At 35.3% G+C, this 25,978-nt stretch carries 20 protein-coding genes; 7 read left to right on the forward strand and 13 right to left on the reverse strand.

The window, feature by feature from the left end; translation table 11 throughout:
* Nucleotides 1-68 precede the first annotated feature (68 nt).
* The 7 genes from C1A40_RS18600 to C1A40_RS16105 all read left to right on the forward strand — a co-directional run bounded on the left by C1A40_RS18600 (nucleotide 69) and on the right by C1A40_RS16105 (nucleotide 7,200).
* Entirely contained in the window at nucleotides 69-950 is an 882-nt protein-coding gene (locus C1A40_RS18600; protein WP_241910441.1) for a hypothetical protein, read from the forward strand.
* 2 nt (nucleotides 951-952) lie between these two features.
* Nucleotides 953-1,642, forward strand: a complete 690-nt coding sequence (locus tag C1A40_RS16080; RefSeq protein WP_102996787.1) for a hypothetical protein — start codon at nucleotides 953-955, stop codon at nucleotides 1,640-1,642.
* A gap of 292 nt (nucleotides 1,643-1,934) precedes the next feature.
* The gene (locus tag C1A40_RS16085) at nucleotides 1,935-2,279 is read left to right on the forward strand and encodes a DUF3024 domain-containing protein (RefSeq protein WP_068605345.1); all 345 of its coding nucleotides are present in this window, start codon (nucleotides 1,935-1,937) and stop codon (nucleotides 2,277-2,279) included.
* Nucleotides 2,272-2,718, forward strand: coding sequence for a UPF0158 family protein (locus tag C1A40_RS16090; RefSeq protein ID WP_068605347.1), 447 nt, complete (start codon nucleotides 2,272-2,274; stop codon nucleotides 2,716-2,718). Before C1A40_RS16085 ends, C1A40_RS16090 begins: the two co-directional genes overlap by 8 nt.
* A 297-nt stretch (nucleotides 2,719-3,015) precedes the next feature.
* Nucleotides 3,016-3,978, forward strand: a complete 963-nt coding sequence (locus C1A40_RS16095) for an IS30 family transposase (protein WP_422395613.1) — start codon at nucleotides 3,016-3,018, stop codon at nucleotides 3,976-3,978.
* 39 nt (nucleotides 3,979-4,017) lie between these two features.
* Nucleotides 4,018-5,034, forward strand: a complete 1,017-nt coding sequence (locus C1A40_RS16100) for a glycoside hydrolase family 2 TIM barrel-domain containing protein (RefSeq protein ID WP_102996789.1) — start codon at nucleotides 4,018-4,020, stop codon at nucleotides 5,032-5,034.
* A 243-nt stretch (nucleotides 5,035-5,277) separates the two neighbouring features.
* Nucleotides 5,278-7,200 carry a glycoside hydrolase family 97 protein gene (locus tag C1A40_RS16105; protein ID WP_199287719.1) on the forward strand — a complete coding sequence of 641 codons (1,923 nt, stop codon included), beginning with the start codon at nucleotides 5,278-5,280 and terminating at the stop codon, nucleotides 7,198-7,200.
* A gap of 95 nt (nucleotides 7,201-7,295) precedes the next feature.
* On the opposite strand, the gene C1A40_RS16110 is transcribed toward C1A40_RS16105, so the two are convergent.
* The 13 genes from C1A40_RS16110 to C1A40_RS16170 form a co-directional block, all read right to left on the reverse strand.
* On the reverse strand, nucleotides 7,296-8,861 hold the full coding sequence (locus tag C1A40_RS16110) for a solute:sodium symporter family transporter (protein WP_102996790.1): 1,566 nt from the start codon (nucleotides 8,859-8,861) through the stop codon (nucleotides 7,296-7,298).
* Nucleotides 8,862-8,915: 54 nt separating this feature from the next.
* Entirely contained in the window at nucleotides 8,916-10,100 is a 1,185-nt protein-coding gene (locus C1A40_RS16115) for an aldose epimerase family protein (protein WP_102997245.1), read from the reverse strand.
* A gap of 28 nt (nucleotides 10,101-10,128) precedes the next feature.
* Nucleotides 10,129-11,622 (reverse strand): L-arabinose isomerase, encoded by a 1,494-nt coding sequence (gene araA / locus C1A40_RS16120; protein ID WP_102996791.1) that lies wholly within the window; start codon nucleotides 11,620-11,622, stop codon nucleotides 10,129-10,131.
* A gap of 21 nt (nucleotides 11,623-11,643) precedes the next feature.
* Complete coding sequence (locus C1A40_RS16125) at nucleotides 11,644-12,345, reverse strand: L-ribulose-5-phosphate 4-epimerase (RefSeq protein WP_102997246.1); 702 nt, start codon at nucleotides 12,343-12,345, stop codon at nucleotides 11,644-11,646.
* Nucleotides 12,346-12,349: 4 nt separating this feature from the next.
* On the reverse strand, nucleotides 12,350-14,020 hold the full coding sequence (locus tag C1A40_RS16130) for a ribulokinase (protein ID WP_102996792.1): 1,671 nt from the start codon (nucleotides 14,018-14,020) through the stop codon (nucleotides 12,350-12,352).
* Between the two features lie 149 nt (nucleotides 14,021-14,169).
* Complete coding sequence (locus tag C1A40_RS16135; protein WP_102996793.1) at nucleotides 14,170-15,117, reverse strand: family 43 glycosylhydrolase; 948 nt, start codon at nucleotides 15,115-15,117, stop codon at nucleotides 14,170-14,172.
* A gap of 1 nt (nucleotide 15,118) precedes the next feature.
* Nucleotides 15,119-16,462, reverse strand: coding sequence for an MFS transporter (locus C1A40_RS16140; protein WP_102996794.1), 1,344 nt, complete (start codon nucleotides 16,460-16,462; stop codon nucleotides 15,119-15,121).
* Between the two features lie 85 nt (nucleotides 16,463-16,547).
* Nucleotides 16,548-18,926 carry a glycoside hydrolase family 127 protein gene (locus C1A40_RS16145; protein WP_102996795.1) on the reverse strand — a complete coding sequence of 793 codons (2,379 nt, stop codon included), beginning with the start codon at nucleotides 18,924-18,926 and terminating at the stop codon, nucleotides 16,548-16,550.
* A 44-nt stretch (nucleotides 18,927-18,970) separates the two neighbouring features.
* A complete protein-coding gene (locus C1A40_RS16150) occupies nucleotides 18,971-19,954 on the reverse strand; it encodes an arabinan endo-1,5-alpha-L-arabinosidase (RefSeq protein WP_102996796.1) in 984 nt (327 codons plus the stop codon).
* Between the two features lie 5 nt (nucleotides 19,955-19,959).
* A complete protein-coding gene (locus C1A40_RS16155; protein WP_102996797.1) occupies nucleotides 19,960-20,922 on the reverse strand; it encodes a glycoside hydrolase family 43 protein in 963 nt (320 codons plus the stop codon).
* Nucleotides 20,923-20,933: 11 nt separating this feature from the next.
* Complete coding sequence (locus tag C1A40_RS16160; protein WP_102996798.1) at nucleotides 20,934-22,583, reverse strand: arabinan endo-1,5-alpha-L-arabinosidase; 1,650 nt, start codon at nucleotides 22,581-22,583, stop codon at nucleotides 20,934-20,936.
* 11 nt (nucleotides 22,584-22,594) lie between these two features.
* Nucleotides 22,595-24,154: an alpha-N-arabinofuranosidase gene (locus tag C1A40_RS16165; RefSeq protein WP_102996799.1), complete on the reverse strand. Its 1,560-nt coding sequence runs from the start codon at nucleotides 24,152-24,154 to the stop codon at nucleotides 22,595-22,597.
* A gap of 239 nt (nucleotides 24,155-24,393) precedes the next feature.
* Nucleotides 24,394-25,959 carry a RagB/SusD family nutrient uptake outer membrane protein gene (locus C1A40_RS16170; protein WP_102996800.1) on the reverse strand — a complete coding sequence of 522 codons (1,566 nt, stop codon included), beginning with the start codon at nucleotides 25,957-25,959 and terminating at the stop codon, nucleotides 24,394-24,396.
* Nucleotides 25,960-25,978 lie beyond the last annotated feature (19 nt).

Genomic DNA, 25,978 nt, shown 5'->3' on the forward strand with positions numbered 1-25,978 from the left:
TGTTAAATTCCGTGCTAAATAACGCCACTAATCATACACGAGACCGTTAGCAAACATTGAACACCACTATGATAAAAAAAATAATTATAATATTAATAATTTTATCTGTACAATCTTTTAGCTATGTTAGAGCGCAATGTACATTAAAAGATGATTATGCAAGAGACTTAAGTGAGAGTAAAATATTTAGACAGTTAACTTCTGATGAAAAATTATATGACCAAGTCACAGAAGCATGGGTAGTTCTACGTGAAAGTGGACAAGACTTTGCAACTAGGACTAATTTGGAGTTATTAAAGTCTTTAGGAAAAGATTTAAAAAACCCCAATTATTCTGGTCTTTTTGAACACTTGAGGGACTTTCCAGAGGATTATTATTTATGGAAACAAATAAAAGAAAATCCATTTAAAGCTTATGAATATGCTAAGGAATTACCTAGCTGGAATAATTTCAAAAAAACAGAATTTTTCAAAGCAGTAACAAAAAAAGGAACTGACTTTGAAATAGCTATGCTTAACAAAGTTAAAACTAGAACTGGCAGAGAATATGAAAAACTGAAAGAATTAATTCCTGATATAGACCAAAGAAAATTAATTAGCCAAATGCAATTTTGCATTCCAGGAAAAAGTCCACCTTGCAATGCTAAAGGAGAATATTTTATTGCCGACCAAGTTTGGATAAAATATGATGAATTTGACGATATTGAAAATATGATAATCGTTGACGCAAAATTAAGTGAAACCACTGCTCTAACAAGTGGACAGAATGCCGCTAAAAATCAAGTAACTAAAGGAAACTTATCGTATAAACCGAAAGATTCAAAAGGATTAGATATAAATTTCCAAGAGTTACCAACCAAAATTAATCAAGGAGATGCAATACCCATATCTGGATTTTATAAGCTTTATGGTGATGGTAACCAAAATTTTGAAGGGGTAATAAAACTATAACTATGGAAATAAATAAAAAATTACTTGAGTCTTTAATATTGGACAAAATTAGTGATAAATATACTGCAAGCTACGGAGATTCTGATTATCTTATTTACAATAATAAAAATGAAATTTATAATGTTGAATTTAGAATTAGGATTCAATACCTTAGACTACTAACTTTTGAAGGTTTTTCAATTTTTTCATCAAAAAAGATTGAGAAGGAGATATCTAATTTAATAATTGAGCCATTAAAAAATTATTACTCTAATAATTTTTATTTTAGTTCAATACGTTTCTATAAAACCAACTATAATTTTTCACAAGAAATAAATTCGGAAGAACAACTAACTGAATTTATAAATGAATTTATAAAATGTTTAGAATATCACGAAAAAGAAATTTTTCCAAAACTTTTAGATATTAAATTTTTAGCTGAATATGTAGGCTCAGTTCCTTTTGAACACCAAAGTGAAATTCCTATTGGTGGTAGTTTTCCTGTGCATTTATTTAAGAAATTAGCTGTTTTAAAATGGGGAAATCAAACTGAAAGATATTTTGAATACAAAAAAGAAACAAAAATATTAATTGAAAAATATGCAATTAAAAAACCAGATAAATATACTCATGAAATTAAAGAGAATTTTGAGAAGTTAGTTCATCATTTAGAAAACGAGCCAAATCCATTTAAAAAAAATAACGTTTGCTAACAATGGCTATAAGTAATTGCTTGTTCTCGCCTACTTCTGAAAATCCTTGCGGATTTTCAATCCGGTATGTATTTGCAAAATTAACCGCTAACTCACGCAACTACTCATAGCCGAGACCGTGAGCAATCCCTCATAGAAACCCAAAAATTCCTTGGTATGTTGGCTAACGAAAAATTGAGTAAATTGCCTCTAAGAATTTTAATAAATATGAGAAAATCGAACATTTATAAACTACTGATTTTCAGGATCATATTTTTACATTAGTCAGAAGTTGAAAAAAGAACCGAAATAAATGAAAAATACTGCAATCGATATAAATGAATCTACAATAAAAAAATATATAGAATCATTACGGCCTGAAGATAATGAAATCCGCAAAAAGTTGGATTTTGGGTATTCTTATGATGGAAAAGTTGTAATTCTTTATGAAATTAGACCTTTTTGGAACAATCCAGAAGAAATAGAAAATATTGAATTTGCTAAAATCAGATTTTATAAGTCCAGAAAGGAATGGAATTTATATTGGATGCGAGCAAGTGGGAAATGGGAAATTTATGACCCTTTTCCAAAATCAACACACTTAGAAAAAATAGTTAACGTAATTAAAGAAGATAAACACGGTTGTTTTTTTGGATAATCTGAAACAAAATATCATCAAAAATATTGCGCAGGAATTGGATTGTGGATTCGACTGCTATTTTAATGTGAAAACAAGTGAAATTATATCTATTCCAGGGATTTCTTATGTATCAGACCAAGATGACTTTAAAAAATCTTTTGAACAGGATTTTAAAAGCATAGAAAATAACACAACAGATTTTATAAAATTCGCTGTTTTGGAAAGCTTTGAGTCATTTAAAATTATGGAATTATTTGTACAACAATTAACTGACCAAAATCTTAAGGCAGAATTGGGAAAAGTATTGGAAAACAAAAAGCCATTTCAGAATTTTAAAAGTAAAGTAGACCAATCAAATTTTAGACAAAATTGGTTTGATTTCAAGCAAAAAAAAATTGAGAAAAAAGTAGAAACTGAATTAAAAACAAATAAAGCCAGCTCACAACAATGGCTATAATTAATACGGGGTTAGGTGCTTAACCTAAATTTTAGTATGTTTTTGTAATGTCCGCCAAATCTTTTGATTTGGCTTTAGAACAAAAAATATAAAACAAAATAAAAAGTTTTGGCTAAGTGTTTAATTGGAAGTTAATTTCTTTTTTATTCCCGTACTAATCATAGCCGAGACCGTTGTGTGTAATTCTGACCTAAAATTCCGTATTCAAGAACTTAACGCAACAAATCTAAATTAATAGATTTGTAATTATGGTACGAAAAAAAACAGGTAGACTTACCCTTAAAGAAAGAATAAAGAATACAGATTGAGACTCTTTTAACTGAAAAAAAGAATAAATCATACATCGCTATAACCATTAACAGAGCTCGATCTACGGTTACAAGAGAAGTTAATAAATGGGTGCAAACAGATAGAGATAAATACTCAGCAGAACTAGCTCATTGGTGCGCCAAAGATGATTACCTAAACAAAAGAAATATTGATAAAATATCTAAGTACCCTAGACTTCGAATTTATGTCTATAGGGGCTTATTATCACAATGGACTCCTGAACAAATTGCTGGAAGACTAAAAGAAGAATTCCCAAATGATCCTATAATGTCTATTTCTCACGAATCAATTTATAGGTACATATATGCAAAGCCTCAAGCTAGTTTAAATAAAAAACTAATTAAACTCCTCGTACGCAAAAAAACAAGACGTAGACCCTCTAAAAAAAGACGCAGAACAGGATCTAAAATATTAAACCAAGTCAGTATAGACCTAAGGCCCGAGCATATTAACCTAAGAAATGAAATCGGACACTGGGAAGGAGATTTAATGATTGGGAAGGATCAAAAATCGGCTATTGGAACTATCGTAGAACGCAAATCTAGATATACATTAATTATCAAACTAAAAGCCAGGAACTCTAAGGAAATTGCTAAAATGTTTTCTAAAGAACTTAACAAACTAGATCCCATATTCAAAAAATCTATGACCTACGATAATGGAATTGAAATGGCAAGACACGAAACAATTACCAAGAAAACAGGTATGAAAATTTACTTTGCACACCCCTATTCTTCTTGGGAAAGAGGCACCAATGAAAACACTAACGGACTCATCAGAAGGTACCTCCCAAAAGGAACAGATTTTAACAAAATTGACTTAAATACATTCATCGAAATTCAAGAAAAATTAAACAATAGACCTCGTAAAATTATTGGATTTAAAACCCCTAATGAAGTTATGATAAAAGAACTAAAAATTGTAGCTTAGACTCATACAAAAAAAAGCAACGTTTGTTGCGTTAGAACCTTGAATGCAGCCTTAGAACTATGGGCTCCACAAACGCCAAAGCTTTACAAAGTTTCCATTGAAACTGAATCTGAAAAAATAAGCGACAAAATAGGTTTTAGATCCATTGAAACAAAAGTCAAACAAATTCTATTACATGGGAAACCTGTATTCTTAAAAGGCATTTCGCTTCACGACGAAAATCCACTTCGACGCGATCGAGCTAACTCTATTGAGGATGCCAAATTAATGTTAGAATGGGCAAAAGAATTAGGCTGTAACTTTATACGCTTGGCACACTATCCGCATCAAGAAAACATAGTTAGATTAGCCGATGAAATGGGCATTATGCTCTGGGAAGAATTACCATTGTATTGGGGCATTGAGTGGGACAATCCTGAAGTACTTCAAAAAGCAAAAAAACAATATACAGAACTTATAAATCGTGATTATAACAGAGCAAGCTCAATAATTTGGTCAATCGCTAATGAAACCATTCCAACTGACGCTAGAAATGATTTTTTAAGAGCCATAGCAGGGCATATAAAATCTATTGACAGTACACGTTTATTAAGTGCCGCATGTAAAAAGGATCAGGCTGGAGATGGTAATCCAGAAAACAATTACAGCATTAGCGACCCAATAATGGAATATCTTGATATTGTTAGTTTTAATGAATATTTAGGGTGGTACGGAGGCTTACCTAAGGAATGCAGAAAAAAAACATTTACATCAAGTACAAATAAACCTATAATAGTAAGTGAATTTGGTGGAGGTGCATTACAAGGTTTTTATGCCGACAAGCTTACTAGGTGGAGTGAAGAATACCAAGAATATTTATATAAAGAAAATATTGCGATCTTCGATCGTATAGATGGGTTGGCAGGAATGACTCCTTGGATTCTTGCCGATTTCATGTCTCCACTTAGGCAATTACCAGATATTCAAGATGGCTGGAATAGAAAAGGTTTAATTTCAGAAAAAGGAATTAAGAAAAAAGCCTTTTATGTTTTACAATCATATTACAACACAAAGTGAGCATAGTATAATTCTCGAAAACTAGCATACTACATTAGTAAACCATTGTATATCTCAATAAACCAACCTTTAAAATCATTATGAAATGAAAATTCACAGTGGTTATCTCATTAATTTATAAAATCATTCAGCTACACTACAAGAAATAGCTATCCCAAACTCTAGACAATCAATTAATTAGCTTAAATTTTAAAAGCCATATTATTTTTCATATTTTTACAAGTGTAAAATAAACACTTAAATATGAAAAACTACACTATTCTAACTGTTTTAATGGTTATGCTCTGCTCATGTTCTGCAGAAAAAAAAGAACATTTTTTTGAAAATCCTTCAAAAAGTATTTCGGTTGAATTTAAGCTCAACGCAGAAAAAGCTGCAAGCTATAAGGTGCTTTATCAAAACAAAACAGTCATTGATTCATCTCTTTTGGGCATCATAAGAGAAGATGCTTCCTTTTACAACAATCTTGAAATCATTTCAGTTTCTAGTCCTAAACCAGTCACAGACCATTATACGATGCTTCAAGGAAAACGTAAAAACAGGTCTTATTCGGCAAACGAATACAAGGCACAATTAAAAAATGATTTAGGAAATCGTATCGATATTATTTTCCAAATCTCTGAAAACGGTGTTGCTTTTCGCTATCATTTTCCTGAAAATTCTTCAGAAATAAAAAAAATTGTTGAAGAAAAAACCACCTATAATTTTAGTACACAAACAAAATCGTGGTTACAACCTATGTCGAAAGCAAAAACAGGCTGGAGTGAAACCAATCCGTCTTACGAAGAAAATTATTTGATGGAAATTCCGGTAAACACGCCCTCTCCAATTGGTGAAGGTTGGGTTTACCCTGCCCTATTTAACACGGCAGATACTTGGTTGTTAGTTTCGGAGGCAGCTCTAGGAAAAACCTACTGCGGTACACGACTAAAATACAATACCAAAGCGCATGCATTACAAGTTACTTTTCCGCAAACCGAAGAAATTTTCCCTAATGGCGCATTAAACCCTGAGTCTAAATTACCTTGGTTTACCCCGTGGCGTATCATTGCAATTGGTGACTTAAAAACAATTACAGAAAGCACTTTGGGTACCGATTTAGCTGAAAAAGCAATCGATATGGATACCTCATTTATTGAAACAGGTTTAAGTTCATGGAGTTGGGTGTTATTGAAAGATGATTTTACCACTTTTGAAACTTCCATGAAATTTATTGATTACGCTTCGGATATGAAGTGGCCTTTTTGCCTTATTGATGCCGATTGGGACACAAAAATTGGTTTTGAAAAAATGAAAAACCTTGTTGATTATGCAGCTACCAAAAATGTAAAAATAAACGTTTGGTACAATTCTTCAGGTTCATGGAATTCCACGCCATACCATCCTAAAGGTAAATTATTAACCCATGAAGATCGTGTAAGCGAATTCAAAAAGCTAAATGATATAGGTGTTTCTGGTGTTAAAATCGACTTTTTTGGTGGTGACGGACAATCTATGATTGCTTATTATCATGACATTTTAAAAGATGCTGCAGCCCATAAATTAATGGTTAATTTTCACGGCGCAACACTACCTAGAGGTTGGCAACGCACCTATCCGCATTTAGTAACTGTTGAAGCGATTAAAGGTGAAGAATTTATCACGTTTGTTCAGGAAAATGCCGATTTACAACCCAGCCACTGTGCCATGTTACCTTTTGCTCGTAATGCTTTCGATCCCATGGATTTCACCCCAATGGTTTTAGATTCTATCCCTAATATCACTAGAAAAACGACACCAGCATTCGAATTGGCTTTACCTACACTATTCTTATCTGGAATTCAGCATATTGCCGAAATTCCAGAAGGCATGGAAAAACAGCCGCAATTTGTTCGCGATTATATAAAAGCCATTCCAGCCAACTGGGACGAGTCGAAATTTATTGCAGGATATCCTGGTAAGTATGTAATCATGGCTAGAAAGAAAGGTGATAGCTGGTTTATTACTGGAATAAATGGAGAAAACACAGTCAAAAAAATCTCTATAGATTTATCATTTATTACTAAAGAAAAGGGTTTTATAATTACTGATAATGATAACAATGGTTTTAGCCAAACCACTTTAGAACCAAGCGCTAATATGTCTATAAACATGCAAGCACATGGCGGCTTTGTGATGAAATTTTAAACAAAAAAAAGGTCTTAAAAGTAAAATTTACGTCATCTGAATTTATTGACGATTGTTTTAACTTTTAAGACCTTTTAGATTTATAAGTTTTCTACTTAAGATAAATAAATATATAGCCCAATTACTGCGGCAACAACTAAATAACCAACAGGTTTAACATATTGCCAAGGCGTGATATCTACTTGCTTTGTATACTCTTGTTTATAATCTGTTTCTCTAGGCACAAAATGACTTACTACAAACATAATAATGATTGTTAACACAAATAAAATCCCCATTAAATGCAAGAAGCTAATATTTGGTTTAATTACATAAAGTGTGACTAAATAGGTTACCACACTAAACAATATAGCAATATTAGCTGCTTTTCCAGAAACACGTTTAGAAAATATCCCTACTATGACAATAGCCAAAATAGGGACACTATGTGTACCATTTAATTCTTGTAAATAGGTAAAAATTCCTCCCTGTACCCCATAAAGTAATGGCGCAATGCCCATAGAAAATAGGGCTAGTATAATACCAAAGGTTTTTCCTGCTTTAACAACCTGAATTTCTGAGGCATTTTTATTGATGTATTCTTTGTAAAAATCAAGTCCGAATAAGGTTACCGAACTATTTAATGCACTATTAAACGAACTTAAAATAGCGCCGAATAATACAGCAGCAAAAAAACCGATAAACGCAACGGGAAGTACGGCTTTAACCACCATAGGATAGGCTTCATCTGCATTGGCTAAATCGCCATTAAAAATATAAAACGCAATAATTCCTGGTAGTACCACTATAAAAGGTCCTAATATTTTTATAAAAGCGGCTATTAAAAGCCCTTTCTGACCTTCTTTTAAGTTTTTAGCACCAAGCGCTCTTTGAATAATAGCTTGATTGGTGCCCCAGTAATAAAAATTTACAATAATCATTCCCGTAAAAAGGGTCCAAAATGGCACATCGGAATCTGGTCCTCCTATAATATCAAACTTTTCAGGAAGCGCTGTGGTTAATGTTTTTAAGCCTGTTAAAACATTACCATCTCCAATTTTCATTAAACCAAAAATGGGAATTAACGAACCACCAATAATCAAACCAACCGCATTAATAGAATCGGATACAGCAACAGCTTTCAATCCCCCAAAAATGGCATAGATACTACCTATAATACCAATAGCCCAAACGGTAACCCAAAGTGCTGGTTCTGGATTCATACCTAACTTTTCAGGAATATCGAACATGGTATTTATCGCTAAGGCGCCAGAATAAAGCACCGTTGGCAACATTGAAATAGCATATCCTAAAAGAAAAAGTAAAGAAACAATGGTTTTAGTTGATTTCCCATACCTATTTTCTAAAAACTGCGGAATGGTTGCTATACCACTTTTTAAATATTTTGGAAGTAATACAAATGCTGTAAAAACCATGGCAATAGCCGCTACAACTTCGTAAGCCATAATAGGTATTCCGTCTCTAAAAGACACACCGTTCATTCCTACAATTTGCTCGGTAGACAGGTTAGTAAGCAACAATGACCCTGCGATTACAGGGCCTGTTAGACTTCGTCCGCCTAAAAAGTAACCATCGGAAGACGTTTCATCTGTCTTTCGTGTAGACCACCATGCGATTACTGCCACCAATAAAGTAAAGGCAACAAAAGAAATAATATCCATAATTAATGTGTTTAGTTAGTATAAAATAGTTATGTAAACAATACTACGGTATTCTTATTTCACAATAAACTTAAAAGTCGTTTTTGTTGTATAAGTTTCTCCAGGATTTAAAACCACCGAAGGAAAGTTTTTTTGATTAGGCGCATCTGGAAAGTGTTGCGTTTCTAAACAAAAACCTGTTCTGTGTCCATAAGTTCCTCCTTCAGGCATTGGTAAGGTGCCATCTAAAAAGTTTCCCGTATAAAATTGAATTCCAGGCTCATCAGTATAAATTTCCATAAGGCGACCACTTGCTTTATCGTAAGCTGAAGCCACTTGTCTCATGCTATCTTTTTCGCCATTTAGCACCCAACAATGGTCGTAACCTTTTCCTAAGATTAATTGCTCATTTTGCGTAGTAATGTCTTTTCCTATGGTTTTAGCTTTTCTAAAATCGAAAGGTGTTCCTTCAACATTTTTAATCACTCCTGTTGGGATTAAAGTCGCATCAACAGGCAAATAAGCATCAGCATTAATCACCACTTCATGATCTAAAATGTCTTTGGTAAAATCTCCTGTTAAATTGAAATATGCATGCTGGGTTAAATTTACCACGGTAGCTTTATCGGTCGTAGCTTTATAAGAAACCTCCAAAGCATTATCTTTAGTAAGCGTGTAAACCACAGTTACCTCTAAGTTTCCAGGATACCCCTCTTCGCCATCTTTACTTAAATAGGTTAATTTTAACGATGATTCCTCTTCATCTTCAATAGGTTCTGCGGTCCAAACCACACGATCGAATCCATCAACACCACCGTGTAAATGATTAGGCCCATCGTTAGTTGCTAAGGTATACTCATTTCCATTTAAAGTAAATTTCCCTTTAGCAATACGGTTTCCAAAACGACCAATTAACGCACCAAAAAAAGGATTATCTTTTAAATAATCCTCTAAATTATCAAAACCTAAAACAACATTTTCAAAGGCACCATTTTTATTAGGCACTTTTAACGAAGTAATTCTACCTCCGTAAGTGATCACATTCAATGTAACTCCATTAGTGTTTTTGAGTGTAAATTGATCTATAATTGTACTATCTGGCATCACACCAAATTTAGATTTTTCAATAGTTAAATGTGCTTTCACTGCTATTTCTTTTTGGTCACTATCATGTTCTTTTTTTGTCTCTTTACAACTCAGCGTTGCAATACTCATTAATAAAAATAAAGCACAAGAGAAACTGGTCTTTAAAATTTTCATTTTCCTGTCATTTGGTTTGGTGAACAATTTAATGATTATAAAACGCTTCGTTGGTTTTAATAGCCATTTTAAAATTACTTAGCGTTGTATTTTCATCAATAACTAAGGATTCTATGTTGGCCATTTCAGCAAAATCTTCCATCTGTTCAACCGAAATATTTTCACTGTAACAGGTATGATGCGCTCCGCCACCTAAAATCCATGCCGTACAAGCTGTTTCAAAATCTGGTAATGGTTTCCACATTACTCGAGCTACTGGTAAGTTAGGTAAGGCTTCTACCACTTCTTCTCCAATGGTTTTATTGATTAATAATCTAAATCGATTTCCAAAATCCATTAAACCAGCTACAAGTGAAGTGCCTGCTCTTCCGTTAAAAACTAAACGCACAGGATCTGCTTTTCCGCCAATTCCTAAAGGATGAATTTCGCAGGTTGGTTTATTTGCTGCCAAAACAGGATCGACTTCTAGCATGTGCGACCCTAAAATTCTTGGTGCTGTTGGATCTAAATGATAAGTGTAGTCTTCCATAAAAGCATTACCGCCTTCTAAACCAGATCCCATCACTTTCATGGCACGGGTTAATGCTGCTGTTTTCCAATCGCCTTCGCCAGCAAAACCATAGCCTTTTTGCATAAGACGTTGTACGGCGATGCCTGGCAATTGTTTAATACCGTGTAAATCTTCAAACGTATCGCTAAAACCTTTAAAATTTCCATCTACTAAAAACTTCTCCAGTCCTAATTCTATACGTGCCGATTCTATAAGAGATTGTCTGTCTTTCCCGCCTTCTAACAAAGAATCTGCCATGTGATAAGAAGCTTCATATTCTTTAATTAGTGCATTTATAGCATCATCGGAAATGTTATTTATCACGGCTGCTAAATCACCTACAGCATACGTGTTTACTGAAAAACCAAACACTGTTTCTGCTTCCACTTTATCCCCATCGGTTACGGCAACATAACGCATATTATCTCCAAAACGCGCAAACTTTGCACCTTGCCAATCATCCCAACCAGCGGCAACTCGCGTCCAATCTCCGATTTTCTTTTGTACAGCATCTGTAGACCAATGGCCAACAACCACTTTTCTATTTTTACGCAAACGACTCACCATAAATCCAAATTCGCGATCGCCATGCGCCGATTGATTTAAATTCATGAAATCCATATCGATGGTTCCCCAAGGAATATCGCGATTAAACTGAGTATGTAAATGCAACATGGGTTTTTGAAGTGCCGTAAGTCCGCGAATCCACATTTTTGCCGGAGAGAAGGTATGCATCCAAGTGATGATTCCTATGCAATTTTTTTCTTGATTTGCAGCGGTTAAGGTTTCGTAAATTTCTTCAGAAGATTTTACTGTTGGCTTAAAAATAATTTGAACAGGAATTGCTTTAGAGTCATTTAAAGCTTCTGCTATAATGGTTGAATTTTTGGCCACTTGAGTTAAAGTTTCTGGACCATATAAATCCTGACTTCCAGTTATAAACCAAACTTCCTTTTTAGAAATATCTATCATTTTTGACTATTTTTTTTATTGTTACTGACCGTAATATGAGTTTGCACCGTGCTTACGTTCATAATGTTTTTTAATTAATGAATCTTTTAATCTTGGGGCATTGGGATTAATTTGTCTTGTTAAATAAGCCATTTCTGCAACGACCTCCAATACTTTACTATTATAAACAGCCTTTGCTGCATTTTTTCCCCAAGCAAAAGGGCCATGATTACCAATAAGTATCATTTCTACTTCTTTATAAGAAAGCTGTTTATCTTTAAAACACTCTAAAATTTGAATGCCCGTATTGTGCTCGTAATTCCCTTCAATAAGGTCGTCCCGCATGGGTGGCGCACAAGGAATATCGGCCGTTAAATGATCGGCATGCGTAGTACCAAAAATGGGAATGTCTAATTGCGATTGTGCCCAAGCCACAGAATAGGTCGCATGTGTATGCGCAATACCTCCAATTTCTGCCCAATTTTTATACAAATATGCGTGTGTTTTGGTATCTGAAGAAGGCCTCATTGCCCCTTCAATAATATTATTATCAAAATCGACAATCACGATATCCTCTGGTTTTAAAACCTCGTAGGCAACACCACTTGGTTTAATAGCAAAAACACCATTTTCTCTATCAACCGCACTTACGTTTCCAAAAGTATACACGACTAAATTCAAAGCATTTAATTGCATATTCGCTTCGTAGCATTCTTCCTTAAGTAATTTATATTTAGAACTCATAATTTTACTTTTTAATCGTTTTTTCAACAAATTCTGCCAATTCCTTATACGATTCCATTAAGGCAGCATAAGTTTCAAATTCATTAGCTTTAGGATAATATTCAGCTTCAAAATCGCTTCCCATAACCTTACTAGCTTCAATGACATCTTTATAAATACCAGAGGCAACAGCGGCATAAATAGCGGCTCCTAAAGCGGGTGCTTGATCGGATTCGGCAACTTTTATAGGTCTATTTAATACATTGGCTAAAGTTTGCATGATGAATGGCGACTTTCTAGCCACACCGCCAATACCAATAACAGATTCTATTTTCACGCCTTCGCTTTCAAATCGATCTACAATCATTTTAGAACCAAAACAAATGGCATTTACTAAAGCTTTAAAAACATGCGGTGCTTTAGTCCCTAATGACAGCCCTGATAATGCAGCCTTAAGCTCTTGATTGGCATCGGGCGTGCGCCTTCCGTTAACCCAATCTAATGCCATAGGTACTGCTACAGCATGTGGTATTTTTTCAGCTTGTTCAGCTAAAGTTCTAATGAATTTAGCATCCAGTTCTTCTTGAAGTTTCTGCTTTTGATCGTCGGTCAATATGGCTGAAGTCAAAACCAAATTATCTATTGGCCAATACAAGATACCTTTAAACCAAGCCAATACATCTCCAAATGCAGATTGTCCTGCCTCTAAACCAATCATGCCAGGAATTACCGAACCATCAACTTGGCCGCAAATTCCTTTCACACAGATATCGCCCAGTGTCTCATACGAAGAGACCATTATATCGCAGGTTGAAGTTCCCATAACACGCACTAAAGTATTGTTATCTACTTTGGCACCCACAGCTCCAGAATGTGCATCGAAGGTACCTACAGCAATCACACATTTTGTAGTCAAGCCTAATTTTGTAGCCCAAGCTTCATTTAAATGTCCAGCGGTTTCATTAGAAGTAAACGTATCATCATACAAACGGTCTCTTAAATCTGATAAATACGGATCCAATTTAAATAGGAATTCTTTAGCAGGTAAACCTCCCCAGCTTTCGTGCCACATGGCTTTATGTCCTGCTGCACAACGGCTTCTTTTAAAGCTTTTTAAATCCTTATTATCGGCTAATAAATAGGTGATAAAATCGCAATGTTCCATCCAAGTATAAGCAGCATTCTTAATGGCTTTATCTTCTCTCGCAATGTGTAATATTTTTGCCCAAAACCATTCTGAAGAATAAATACCGCCTTCATATTTTGTATAATCTTCACCTCCCCAAGATCTAGCCAATTCATTAATCTCATTGGCTTCATTTACCGAGGTATGATCTTTCCAAAGCACCATCATGGCATTTGGGTTTTCTTTAAAACCATCAACCAAAGCTAAGGGCACCCCGGCTTCATTTAATGGCATTGGTGACGAACCCGTGGTATCGATACAGATCCCCACAACGGTTTCTGGGTTTACTTCACTTTGCTTGACAACTGAAGTTATGGTGTGCTCTAAACCTTCAATATGATCTAATGGATGTTGCCTAAACAAGTTCTCACTAGGGTTGCAATATTGCTGTGCTTTCCATCTTGGGTACCAGTAAACTTCCGATGCCAATTCGGCACCATTTTGAGTATCTATTAAAACGGCTCTTACAGAATCGGAGCCATAATCTAAGCCTATTACGTATGTTTTCATATCTTTTTTCCTTTGCTACGTTACAAATATAAACGATAATTTGAAACAAATGTTTTTTTTACACTTGTGTTTTTGTATATGACAATATTCTTAAGTTCTTCCAACTTAATATTTGCACTCGATTTAATTTAATATGTTAAATCAACGATTCAATAAAACTGAAAAATGGGTTTTCCTGTATTATCAAATGTCACTTCCATAATTCTAGCGTGCCTATTGGGATCGTATAAGGGGTCTCCTTCTATTTTTTCATAATCTCTAGCGTGGTAAACACAAATTGGCGTACCATCCTCGGCTAGGGTAAAACTGTTATGTCCAGCACCGTAGATGTTTTTATTATAGTCGGACTGAAGCACAGGGTATCTTGATTTTGACCAAGAATTTCGGTCCAATAAATCGGCATTTTCATCGGCTTCCATTAAGCCCATGCAATAGCAAGCTCCTGTTGCACTTGCCGAAAAGGTTATATAAATCTTTCCTTTATTTTTTATAACAGCAGGGCCTTCATTCACCCAAAAATCAACACGCTCCCAATCGTAATCTGGCGTTGTTAGCATGAATTGCGCTGTTTTTAATTTAATAGGCGATTCCATTTCTGCTAAATACAAATTTGAAGCAGCGAATTGCCCCCCGGTCTTTTCTGCCCAGCAAAAATAGCGTTTACCCGCATTTTCAAACACAGTACCATCCAAAGAAAAATCGACAAAGGTTTTATTATCGCCATCTGCCGCTTGCATTTGTCCTAGCTCTATCCAGTCATCATTTAAAGGATCTTGACCTTTACATTCTAAAACATACGGACGTAATTTCCAGATATCATCGACCTCACTGGCAGCAAAATAAATGTACCATTTACCATCCAAATAATGTATTTCTGGTGCCCAAACATGCTTACTCATGGGTCCTGTTTCATGTTTTTCCCAAATTATAAACGTTTCGGCATCTTGCAAGCCATTTAAAGTTTTAGACCTTCTAAGTTCTATAGCATCGTAAGCAGGCAGCGATCCTGTAAAATAGTAATACCCATCTGTATGTTTGTAAATAAACGGATCGGCACGTTGCTCAACGACAGGGTTGTTGTTTCGAGTAGTATCCATTTTATATGTTTAATTTCGTTTTTATAGTCTCATAGTAGGTGTCTGTAATTTTGTAACGAAACATTAATCCGCCCATAATCACGTGAAATATTCCTGGGATAACTGTTAACATTAACGCAATTCCCCAAAGCGCATAATCACTTTGTGTATCTGCTTTTGGTACATATTCAAAAAAGTCTAATAAATACCCTACCACAGCACCTGCGATGCCCATTCCAAATTTTTGAGCGAAAGAAATCCCTCCAAAAGACAAGCCCGATACACGTTTCCCTGATTCTGCATGACCGTAATCAACCGCTTCTGCAATAGCCGACCAAAAAACGGGTGCATGTAAATCCACCACAAACGATAAGATAAAATACAAAACGTAAGCAATCATGATATCGCCTGGTTTTACAAAAAGTAACATTATTAAGCTAATAACTCCAACGGCTAATTGGGACCATCTAAACAATTTTACTTTACAATATCGCTTTGTTATGTACGTAGAGGCCGGCATGGCCAAAATGGCTGCTGTAACCCCTGTTGCCATAAAAGTAGATTGTACGCTCGCATCGCCACCTAAAAAATATTTAGCATAAAAAATGGCAACCGAGTTACGAATAACATAACCAACGGTACCAAAAAAACAAACCCCAAACAATAAAGTCCATTGCCCATTTTTAATGAGCAGTTTAAACTGTTCTTTTAAAGGTTTATCTTCAACTTTATGCGCTACACGTTCCTTAGTGGTAAAAAAACAAAATAGCAATAATGCTGTGCCCAATAATGCCATAATACCCATAGCCAGTTGATACCCCTTGCCTATATCATCTTTACCTAGTTTTTCAGCTAAAATGGGTACCACAATCGACACTAAAAACGCCGCAATTTTAGCAAAAAATAGACGATAACCATTCGCAGATAACCGCTCTTTAGGGTCGCTAGTTAAAACACCAATTAAAGAAATATAGGGTATGGTTACCGAAGTAAACATGATGGTTACAAATATGTAGGTTACATAAGCATAAATCATTTTACCTGCATAATCGAAATCTGGTGTAGAAAAGGTTAGGAAAACTGAAATCCCAAAAGGCACGGCTAAAAACAAGAAATAATGTCTATACCGCCCCCATTTGGTTGATACTTTATCGGTAATAAGTCCCATTAATGGATCGGTAATGGCATCAATAAGCCTTACCAGCAGAAACAAAACCGCCATATCCTTTGGCTTTAATCCAAATACATCGGTATAGAAAAAAGTAATAATAAGGAACATGGATGATATCACCACATTTACAGCGGCGTCCCCAGAACCATATCCAACTTTTTCAAGCACGCTTAATTTTTGATTTTCTGATTTCATATGTTTTAAAAAAATACTACCGTTAACCTTTTTTAAATCTGTCCCCGATTAGTGATTAATACTTATATTTTTAACTCCATTTTTTTTAATCTATAGCTACGTTTATTAATCGCACACCATAAATACCTGCTGTTACCGAGCCTAATTCAGCTTCAAAACGCAATTTTAAAATGTCGCTTGACTTCGCTAAATCTGCTGGAATTTCATAATCAACATCAAAAAACACATCGCCTTTACCCCCTTTTAGTTTGGGATTAGCAATTTGCTTTCCATTGATTAAAATTTTAAAATTTCGATTGGCATCTTTACCAAAATAAGTAACACGTAAAGCTTTAGCAGCCTTATCATTATTTTTCAACTGATAACTAAACCAACCGGTCGCATCACGCCAATGTCTGTTTTGGTTTACTCCTGTATGAGACTGATTAGATTCAATGCCATGATCGGATTCTGGTTGTTGTTCTCCAGGCGCAATAAAATCTACCGTTATGGTTCTTAAATAGGCTTCAGCCTTTTGTTTTTCTGCCAATGTTTGTTGCATTTTCTCAAGCCCTCTTGGGCTTTCTTTTTTGAAATATATGGCATAACGCTTTTCGTGAATTTTATAAAAAGGCTGCAATATTAAATGTTTATATGCTGAAGGCTGTATTAAATCTTCAGCTGAAAATTCTAATGGTTTTCCTGAAACTGCTTTAATTTTATTTAAGATATTTTCATTCTTTTCAGTTACAAACATAGGTGATTCCGTTAAAGGTAAAAATGGTCCTGAAGCCACATGCCCGCCTCGACTATCATCTGCAAACAGTCCGTCTTGATTGGCGTCACCTGTAACAGCTGCCAAAACAATGGGGCCATATTTAACAGACACATAACCCGATTGATCAGGAATGTCTTCAACACTTAAATGCATAGGCACTTCCATTTTGATGGTATCGCCGTTTTTCCAAATTCTTCGAATAGGAATATAAGATCCAGGAGTTCCAGCTATATTTTGAAGTTTACCATTTAAATACAATTTTAGCGTTCCTGCGGTAACCCACTCCGGATAGCGTAACATGAGTGTCGTTTGAACATTCTTTTTACTCGACCAAACTAACTCGGTTGAAGGCACCTCTGGAAAGTCTGTATTTTGTGTTAGGGTTGCTCCTTTTTCATTCCAAGAAACCTGAGAAGGTATAAATAAATTTACATACAAAGCATCCTTATGTTTTGCGTAAATTAATTCGTTATACTTGGTATGATTCTCCATGCCCGAGCCTACACAGCACCAAAAACTAGTTTCTGGTTGCGAGTACACGCGGTAATGCCCTGGACGCATTGGTGTGAAATAAACAAAGCCCCCTTTAGGATTTTGTGATGATAAAATATGATTATAGAGTCCGCGTTCGTAAAAATCGATGTACCCTGAATTAGCTGTATCCTCAAAAAGCATTTTACTTAATTTGAGCATATTGTAAGTGTTACAGGTTTCTGGCCCCTGTTCGCCACTTAAAACTTCACTAAAATCATCAATAGGATTAAAATGTTCTCGCACACTGTTGCCTCCAATACTTAAAGTACGTTGGTTTACAACATTATTAAAGAAGTTTAAAGCCGATTGATGGTACTTTTGGTCATGATCTAGTTGCGAAATACGCTCGAAACCAATAAACTTCGGAATTTGTGTATTGGCATGCATGCCTGTTAAAACATCTTGATTTGCAGATAAAGGATTCAACAGCGCCTGTTCGGAAAAACGTTTAGCCAAATCTAGATATTTCTTTTCTCCTGAAATCTGATACACATCGGCAAACACTTCATTTAAACCACCGTGTTCCGAACGCAACATATCTTGGATTTGTGATTCTGAAAGGTTTTTTGTAACCCCTATAAACCAATCTGTTAAAGCGATTAACATGGTTTTAGCTTCAGGTTTTTCTGCAAACACCCAAGCGTCTTTTAAACCAGCAAATGTTTTATGAATATTATAAAGTGGCACCCACTTATCATTTAAACTAAAACTACCAGCATTAATATGCCCTTGCTTAATTTCTGACCAAAGCGTATTACTTTCGGGGATTCCACCAATATAACCATTTCCATTAGCCTGCTGTACTTTTTGTAATTCAGCCAAAACATAAATAATTAATGCATTGGCTTTTGTGTCTTTTGTAGACGCATAATACATGGACAAAGCCGACAAATAATGCCCTAAAGTGTGACCGTCTAACCCTGTATTTTCCCAATTGGTATAAGATTCAGCTTTAGGTTTTAACCCAGCTTCTCTTAAAAACGGATTAAGTAATCGGTCTGGATTTAAATCTTGAATGTAATTGAAATCCGTTAAAGCAGCATCTTTAAAAACCCCAGAAGTTACCGTAACCTGATTTAAAGGAAACAGTGCTACTGATTCTTGAGCCGTCGTGTGAACTGCACAAAACAATCCTAAACCTAGCCATAAAGATTTTAAATAAGTATGCTGCATTTTTTAACTTAAAAAAACTATTAATTTTAATTTATAGCCTGCTATTAATCCAAAGGTTTTACGGTTGGCCAGCCGTCTACCCACGTTATTTCTTTAACAATTAATTTTGGCAATGCTTTATCGCTAGCATCGTAACCATGCATAAACGTATAATCTTTACCATCAAAAGTAAACACACTATTATGCCCTACGCCATACCAGTTTTTGTTGCCCTCAATAACTAAAGATCCGCCACCTTCGTTTAGGGCTTTTCCGTCTTTATCAACATAAGGTCCTGTTACTGTTTTAGAGCGACCAACAACTAATTTGTAAGTGCTTTCCTCTCCACGACAGCAATAGTCCCAAGATAAAAACTGATAATAATATGCGCCTTTTTTAAAGATGAAAGGTCCTTCTAAAGCCGCATTTCCGGGCTCCGAATCATCTAATGTCTTATCTCGATCGCGTCTTGCAATAGTGTACCACACTTCAGGTTGGGCCAAGTCTTTTAAATTGTCTGTTAACTTTACCATTTTAAGTCCGTTCCAAAACGAACCAAAGGCTAACCATGGCGTACCCGCTTCGTCGAAAATTAAATTCGGATCGATGGCATTCCATAAATCTCTACCAGGTACAGATTGAATAACAATGCCTTGATCTTCCCATTTATAATTTTTGTCTTTTGAATCTAAAGTTGAATTGGTAACTAAACCTATAGCAGACGTGTTTTTTCCAAAGGCTGAAATAGAGTAGTACAGATAATACATGCCGTTATGAAACGTAATATCTGGCGCCCAAATATGGCCGTTAAACCCTGGTGCTACACCCTTAGCCCATTTCGGACTTTCAGCAAAAACAGGTGCTTCTTGGGTCCAGGTTTTTAAATCTTTAGACGTAAAACTTGTAATCCCAGGTCCTGTACAAAACAGATAATAAGTATCGCCTTGTTTGGCCACCACGGGGTCGTGGGTAATGGGTTTATCTTGAGCACAAGCCACTAGAAAGCTAAAAAACGCAGCTAATACGAAGAATTTTTTAGTTAATTTCATGATTTTTAATTTTGAATGCCTTCGGAAGTCATTATAACACGTTTCATAGTTCCGTCTTCATTATAGTACAACCTATCAATACAAACCGAGCGTCTAAAACTACCACCATTTGGTTGAATACCTCCCGTATGATAAATGAAATAATCTTGCCCTTTAAACTCTATAATGGATTGATGGTTTGTATTTGAGTTTCCCGCTAATTCATTTAATATACCCTTAAATTCCCAAGGTCCTGTAATAGACTTACTCATCGCGTAGGCTATTTTCTCTGGAAATTGATATGCATACGACAAATAATACCAATCTCCTTTTTTATGAATCCAAGGGGCTTCGGTGAAATTTGGTAAATCAACGGTCACTATTGGCCCGTCAAGTTCAATCATATTCTCCTTCAATTTAGCATAATAACAAACCGTGTTTCCCCAATATAGATATGCTTGCCCATTATCGTCAACATAAACTGTAGGATCAATATCATCCCATCTAATATCTGTATATTTGGTAGTCATATCGTTAGTAACAATAGCTTTACCTAAAGCATCTTTAAAAGGTCCAATTGGGGTGTCGGCAACAGCTACGCCAATGGCTTTTCCTGGATTAGAATCATTATGCTCAACCGTAACATACCAATAAAATTTTCCGTAGCGCTCCACAACTTGAGATGCCCACGCTTCTCCTTTCGACCATTTAAAATCTGTTGGCTTTAAGGGCACAGGATGCTCTTGCCAAGTTTTCATATCTTTTGAAGAATACACCAACCATTCATTCATTTTGTAAAAATGAAAATCGTTTGGTGCTTCATCATGTCCTGCATATATGTAAACCGTATTATCGTGCACCAATGCGGCAGGATCTGCGGTAAATTTATCTTTAATAATAGGGTTATTTTCTACAGTATTTACCTGTGCATTTAATACAACACAGCAAAACAGATTAAAAATAATATTTACTTTAATTAAGCGATTCATAGGTCATTCTTTTATTTTTTCTTAGCCCAAATTGGTTTCCCATCTGTGGTTAAACCTGAATATGCAATTGTTAATTTACGAGGGGCAGCTTCCCAGTCCCAAGCATTAAACAATTTACATTCGTCACCGTTAATATAAATCGTATTTGTTTGCTTGTTTAATTCCCAAGAACCGGATACTTCACCACCTAAGGTGCCATCTTTACTAAAAATTATAGTTTTAGAAGTTTGCATCACTCTATATTCATAGTTCATGGTAATTTGTTCCCAAGTTCCGACAATATTTTCTTCAGTAATTTCTGTTTGGGGCACGTTAGCAAAACGTTCTGGCGACACAACAGGCCAACCATCAGACGTCCAACTAACCTCCCGCACATGTCCCATCATAATGGCATTACTGTACATATTTCCACCAGTATTTTCAGGTAAACGTGCTTGTGAACTATAAAACCAATCTCCGGTTTCTTCATTTTGAAACATAGCATTGTGAGCAAACCCAACCCAACCTGAATGGTTGTTAAATTTATAAGGGTGTGTTACAATTGGATAAACATCACCACCATTGGTTACATTCATCCCATCAATACCTTTGTATGGTCCCGTAACATTTTCAGACCTACAAACTCTTGTATTATATGGTACATCAAGACCATCGTAGGCTAAAAACAAATAATAATAACCTGTATTTTCATTATAAATAACTTCTGGGCCTTCCGATCCTTGCCATCTTGATCCACTTGTACGTGTATAAATATGAGTTCCCCAAGTAGCTTCATCTTTATAATCAAAAGTATTTAGAGGTTTACCTGTACTCTCATTAATTTGAATAGCTGCAATACCACTATGCCAAGAGCCATAAAACATCCAATGTTCTCCTTCTGGGGTAATAACATATGAAGGATCTATAGCATTATATTTAAAATAACCATTCCAATCGTTGGTGTAAGATGAACGACTCCAATCATTACCTTTATCTGAAACCGAACAAACAACCATTCCTTTGTCTTCCCATGAAGAATTCACTGACGGGTCTGTGGTTTCCATCATTCCAATAAAAGCACGCTCTGTCCATGTGTTGTCAAAATTTGCAGCAGAATTTGGAAGTCCGTTACCAATAAAATTATCAACGACAATACTGTAATACATGCGATATACATTTCCTACTTTACGCACAACAGGTGCCCAGTAACCAATTTGAAGATTTTCTATTGGGGCTAAATTGTAACTGGCTCTAATTGTATTTAATTCTTCTTTTATCCAACTAGGTTGATTAGGCATTGAAGCTCCCATATATTCCCAATTTACCAAATCTTTAGAGCGCCTTCCATGAAAATGCCCATGTCCATCATGCGCATTGCCGTAGGACGCATCGGTTTGATACATATAATAGTAATCTCCATGTTTTACGACTGTTGGATCATGTACATTGGCCAAATTCCATTTGCTTCTATTAGCCCAAGATGCCATTGATGAATAATCATCGGCGTATGTTGGACCATCAAAACTTTCAGGAACAGGCACCTCAACTTCTGGTTCGGGATCTGGTTTTGGCGTTTCAGAAGAATCGTCAATATTATCATCACCAGAACATGCACTTAAAAAAATGACTAGCGCAGTTAAAGCAAAGGATTTTATGCCGTTAAAATAATTGTGTTTTTTCATAATTCCTTATTTTATTTTCCTTCAATCATGATTACTGAAAATGGAGGAATTGTTATGTTAAGCTTTCCTTTTTTAATTTTAGCGTTATCTAACTTCTTAATAACAATATGATTTGGATTATCGAAAGCATTATAATCTTGTAATTTATCTGAAGTAATTATAGATGCTGTTACATTTTTAACTCCTAAAGCGCCTAAATCTAAATTGATAGTATTGGCTTTATTAGCATCGATATTTACCATTGAAATATGTACTAAACCAGATGTGTCTTTTGAAGCTGAAACAGATACTGCAGGAAGTGATTTTCCGTTTAATTCATATTTTGGTGAATGAAATTTTAACGGTATTAACTTTGCATCTTGATGCACTTTATACATGTTCATCACATGATAAGTTGGTGTTAAAATCATTTTAGCTTTATCGGTTAGAATTACAGCTTGTAAAACATTAACACATTGTGCTAAGTTTGCCATACGAACTCTATCGGCATGATTGTTAAAAATATTAAGTGTAACTCCTGCTAAAACGGCATCACGCATGGTGTTTTGTTGATATAAAAAACCAGGATTTGTACCTTCTTCTACAGCGTACCAACCACCCCATTCATCAACCACTAAATCCACTTTTTTCTCTGGATCATATTTATCCATAATGGCAGCATGCTTGGTAACAAGTTCTTCCATTTCTAAAGCTTCGCTCATGGTTTTAAAATACATGTCTTCTGTAAAAGATACGGCATCGCCTTTGTTATTCCAATCGATTACAGAATAATGATGTAAAGCAACACCTCCAAGCATATGATTTGGAATGTTTTTCATTAAAGTTTCAGTCCAGTGGTAATCATCACTATTTGCTCCTGAAGCAATACGCATTAAACCACCAGAGTTTGTCCAATCGGCAATAAAAGTCGCGTATTTTCTATATTCATTGGCATAGTATTCAGCAGTCATGTTTCCGCCACAACCCCAAGCTTCATTTCCTATACCCCAATATTTTACTTTCCAAGGTTCTTTTCTTCCATTTTGTTTACGTAAATCGCTCATTGGGCTTACACCATCAAAATTTGTATACTGTACCCAATCGGCTAATTCTTGAACAGTACCACTACCTACATTACCAGAAACATAAGGTTCGGTTTCCAGCAATTCGCATAAGTTTAAAAAATCGTGTGTTCCAAAACTATTATCTTCGGTTACTCCTCCCCACCATTGGTTTACAATTGTAGGACGGTCTTTTTGAGGCCCAATACCATCCTTCCAATGGTAAGTATCGGCAAAACAACCTCCAGGCCAGCGTAAATTAGGTATTTTTAAATCTTTTAGAGCTTTAACAATATCGTTACGAACTCCATTCGTATTTGCGATTTTTGAAGTATCTCCAACAAAAAAACCATCATAAATACAACGTCCTAAATGCTCTGCAAAATGGCCGTAAATATGTTTGCTAATTACGGGTGCTTTTTCGTCTTGATTAAAAGTAATTGTAGTGCTTTTATCCTGAGCATTTCCAAATAATGAAACGATACAAAAAACTGCTAAATATTTTAAATCATTTGTGTTAATTTTAAACATAACCTTATAGTTTATTTATTATAAATTCATTTTTACAACAATTCTATTATTGTGATTTTTTACAAGTGTGTATTGAACACTTACAAATAAAGTCAAAGGAATTGACATATGCAAAAGACTCATCAATAAAATTTAATCTTTTTAGTAGTTTTTTATAAAATAAACTCAAAAAACAAAAGGCAAGTGAAACACTTACCTTTTGAAAAACTAACTCATTAAAATAAACGAACTCATTGAAATTAATATCCTGTATTTTGATCCGTTACCAAAGGATTGTTATCCATTTCCGACTGTGGTATCGGGAAATATTCACGACCAGGCACATAACTATTATATTCAGGATCTCTAGATTTTAGCCACTCGAGTTTAGCAGAATCTTGTAACCATCCCCAACGACGTATATCATCAAATCTGTGTCCTTCTAAAGCAAACTCTAAGAAACGCTCGTGTGCTATTTGGTCTCTCATTTGTTGCTGAGTCATATTTGGTTTTGTACTTGCTAAATCTGGTAAATTAACACGATCTCTAACTTCTTGAATGTAACCGTATGCAGCAGTGGTTTGCCCCAGTTCATTTAAACATTCGGCATACATTAATAATACATCTGCATAACGCATAATACGCTCATTAATTCCAGATCTCCAATCATACTCATCGGCTCTACTGCCATCAGAATTTTGGTATTTAGCAACAAATAGGTCATTTAAGTAGGTTTCATTTGCTCCATAATGCGTAGCGAAATCAACCCCATATAACATCATGCCTCCTGGTTTGTTATAAAACATGGTCGCATCTAAACGCGGATCTACTTCACCTGAGATTGTGGTTTCTTTATGAAAATCATCAAATAAGATTCTTGTTGGCTGAACATCGGTAAAACCAAAAGTTGGAGGTCCATAAGTTATCGCCCTTGCAGACGTTTTACCCCAGCCAGATGCTGGAGCGCCACCCCAACCTAAATCTACACCACCAGCTTCTCTACTAAACTGAACTTCAAAAATAGACTCTGAATTATTTTCGTTCACCATGGTAAAGTTGTCCCGATAATTATCCACAAGTCTATATTCACCTGAGTTAATAACTGCCTCAAAAGCTACTTTTGCTTCTGCAAAATTAGCTGTAAATAAATGAGCTTTACCTAAATAAGCCAAGGCAGCACCCTTTGTGGCTCTTCCTGCTTGTCCTTGATCTGCCCCAGATACATTGTTGTAATTATTTGGCAACAACCCAGCAGCAGCTTCAAAGTCTGATATAACCTGAGCCCAACCTTCTTCTTGTGTTTTTTGTTCATGATAGATTTCTAAACTAGATAATGGCAAGGGCACATTTTTAAATAAGTTAACTAAATGAAAAAAGTATAATCCTCTTAAAAAATGAGCTTGACCCAAAATTCTATTTTTTAAAGCTTGATCTTCCATGTCGATACCTGGTACATTTTCCAGTACTTGATTTGCTCTATACACCCCTTGATAGAATGTTTCAAAAGCCCATCCATAAATAGAAGCATCGGCAACACTTGTATTAAAGCGCCCCACATTAGCCATGGCGCCCCATGGACTATTACTGCGCGTACCATCACCCTTTAAATCTAATAAAAGTGGGGTACTACGCATATAAGAACCATCGGTTAATAAACTTCCGTATACAGCATTTACACCCTCTAGAGCATCTGTTTCATTTTCCCAAAACGAATCTGCAGTTTCAAAATTGGGATCTATTTGATTAAGGTCTTCATCGGCCACGCAACTTGTTGCTAAAAAAGCTGAAGCAAGAGCAAATGAATATATTATATTTTTTGTTTTCATGATTTTCTAAATTTTCAAG

Source organism: Tamlana carrageenivorans, assembly GCF_002893765.1.
GTDB classification, from domain to species: Bacteria; Bacteroidota; Bacteroidia; order Flavobacteriales; family Flavobacteriaceae; genus Pseudotamlana; species Pseudotamlana carrageenivorans.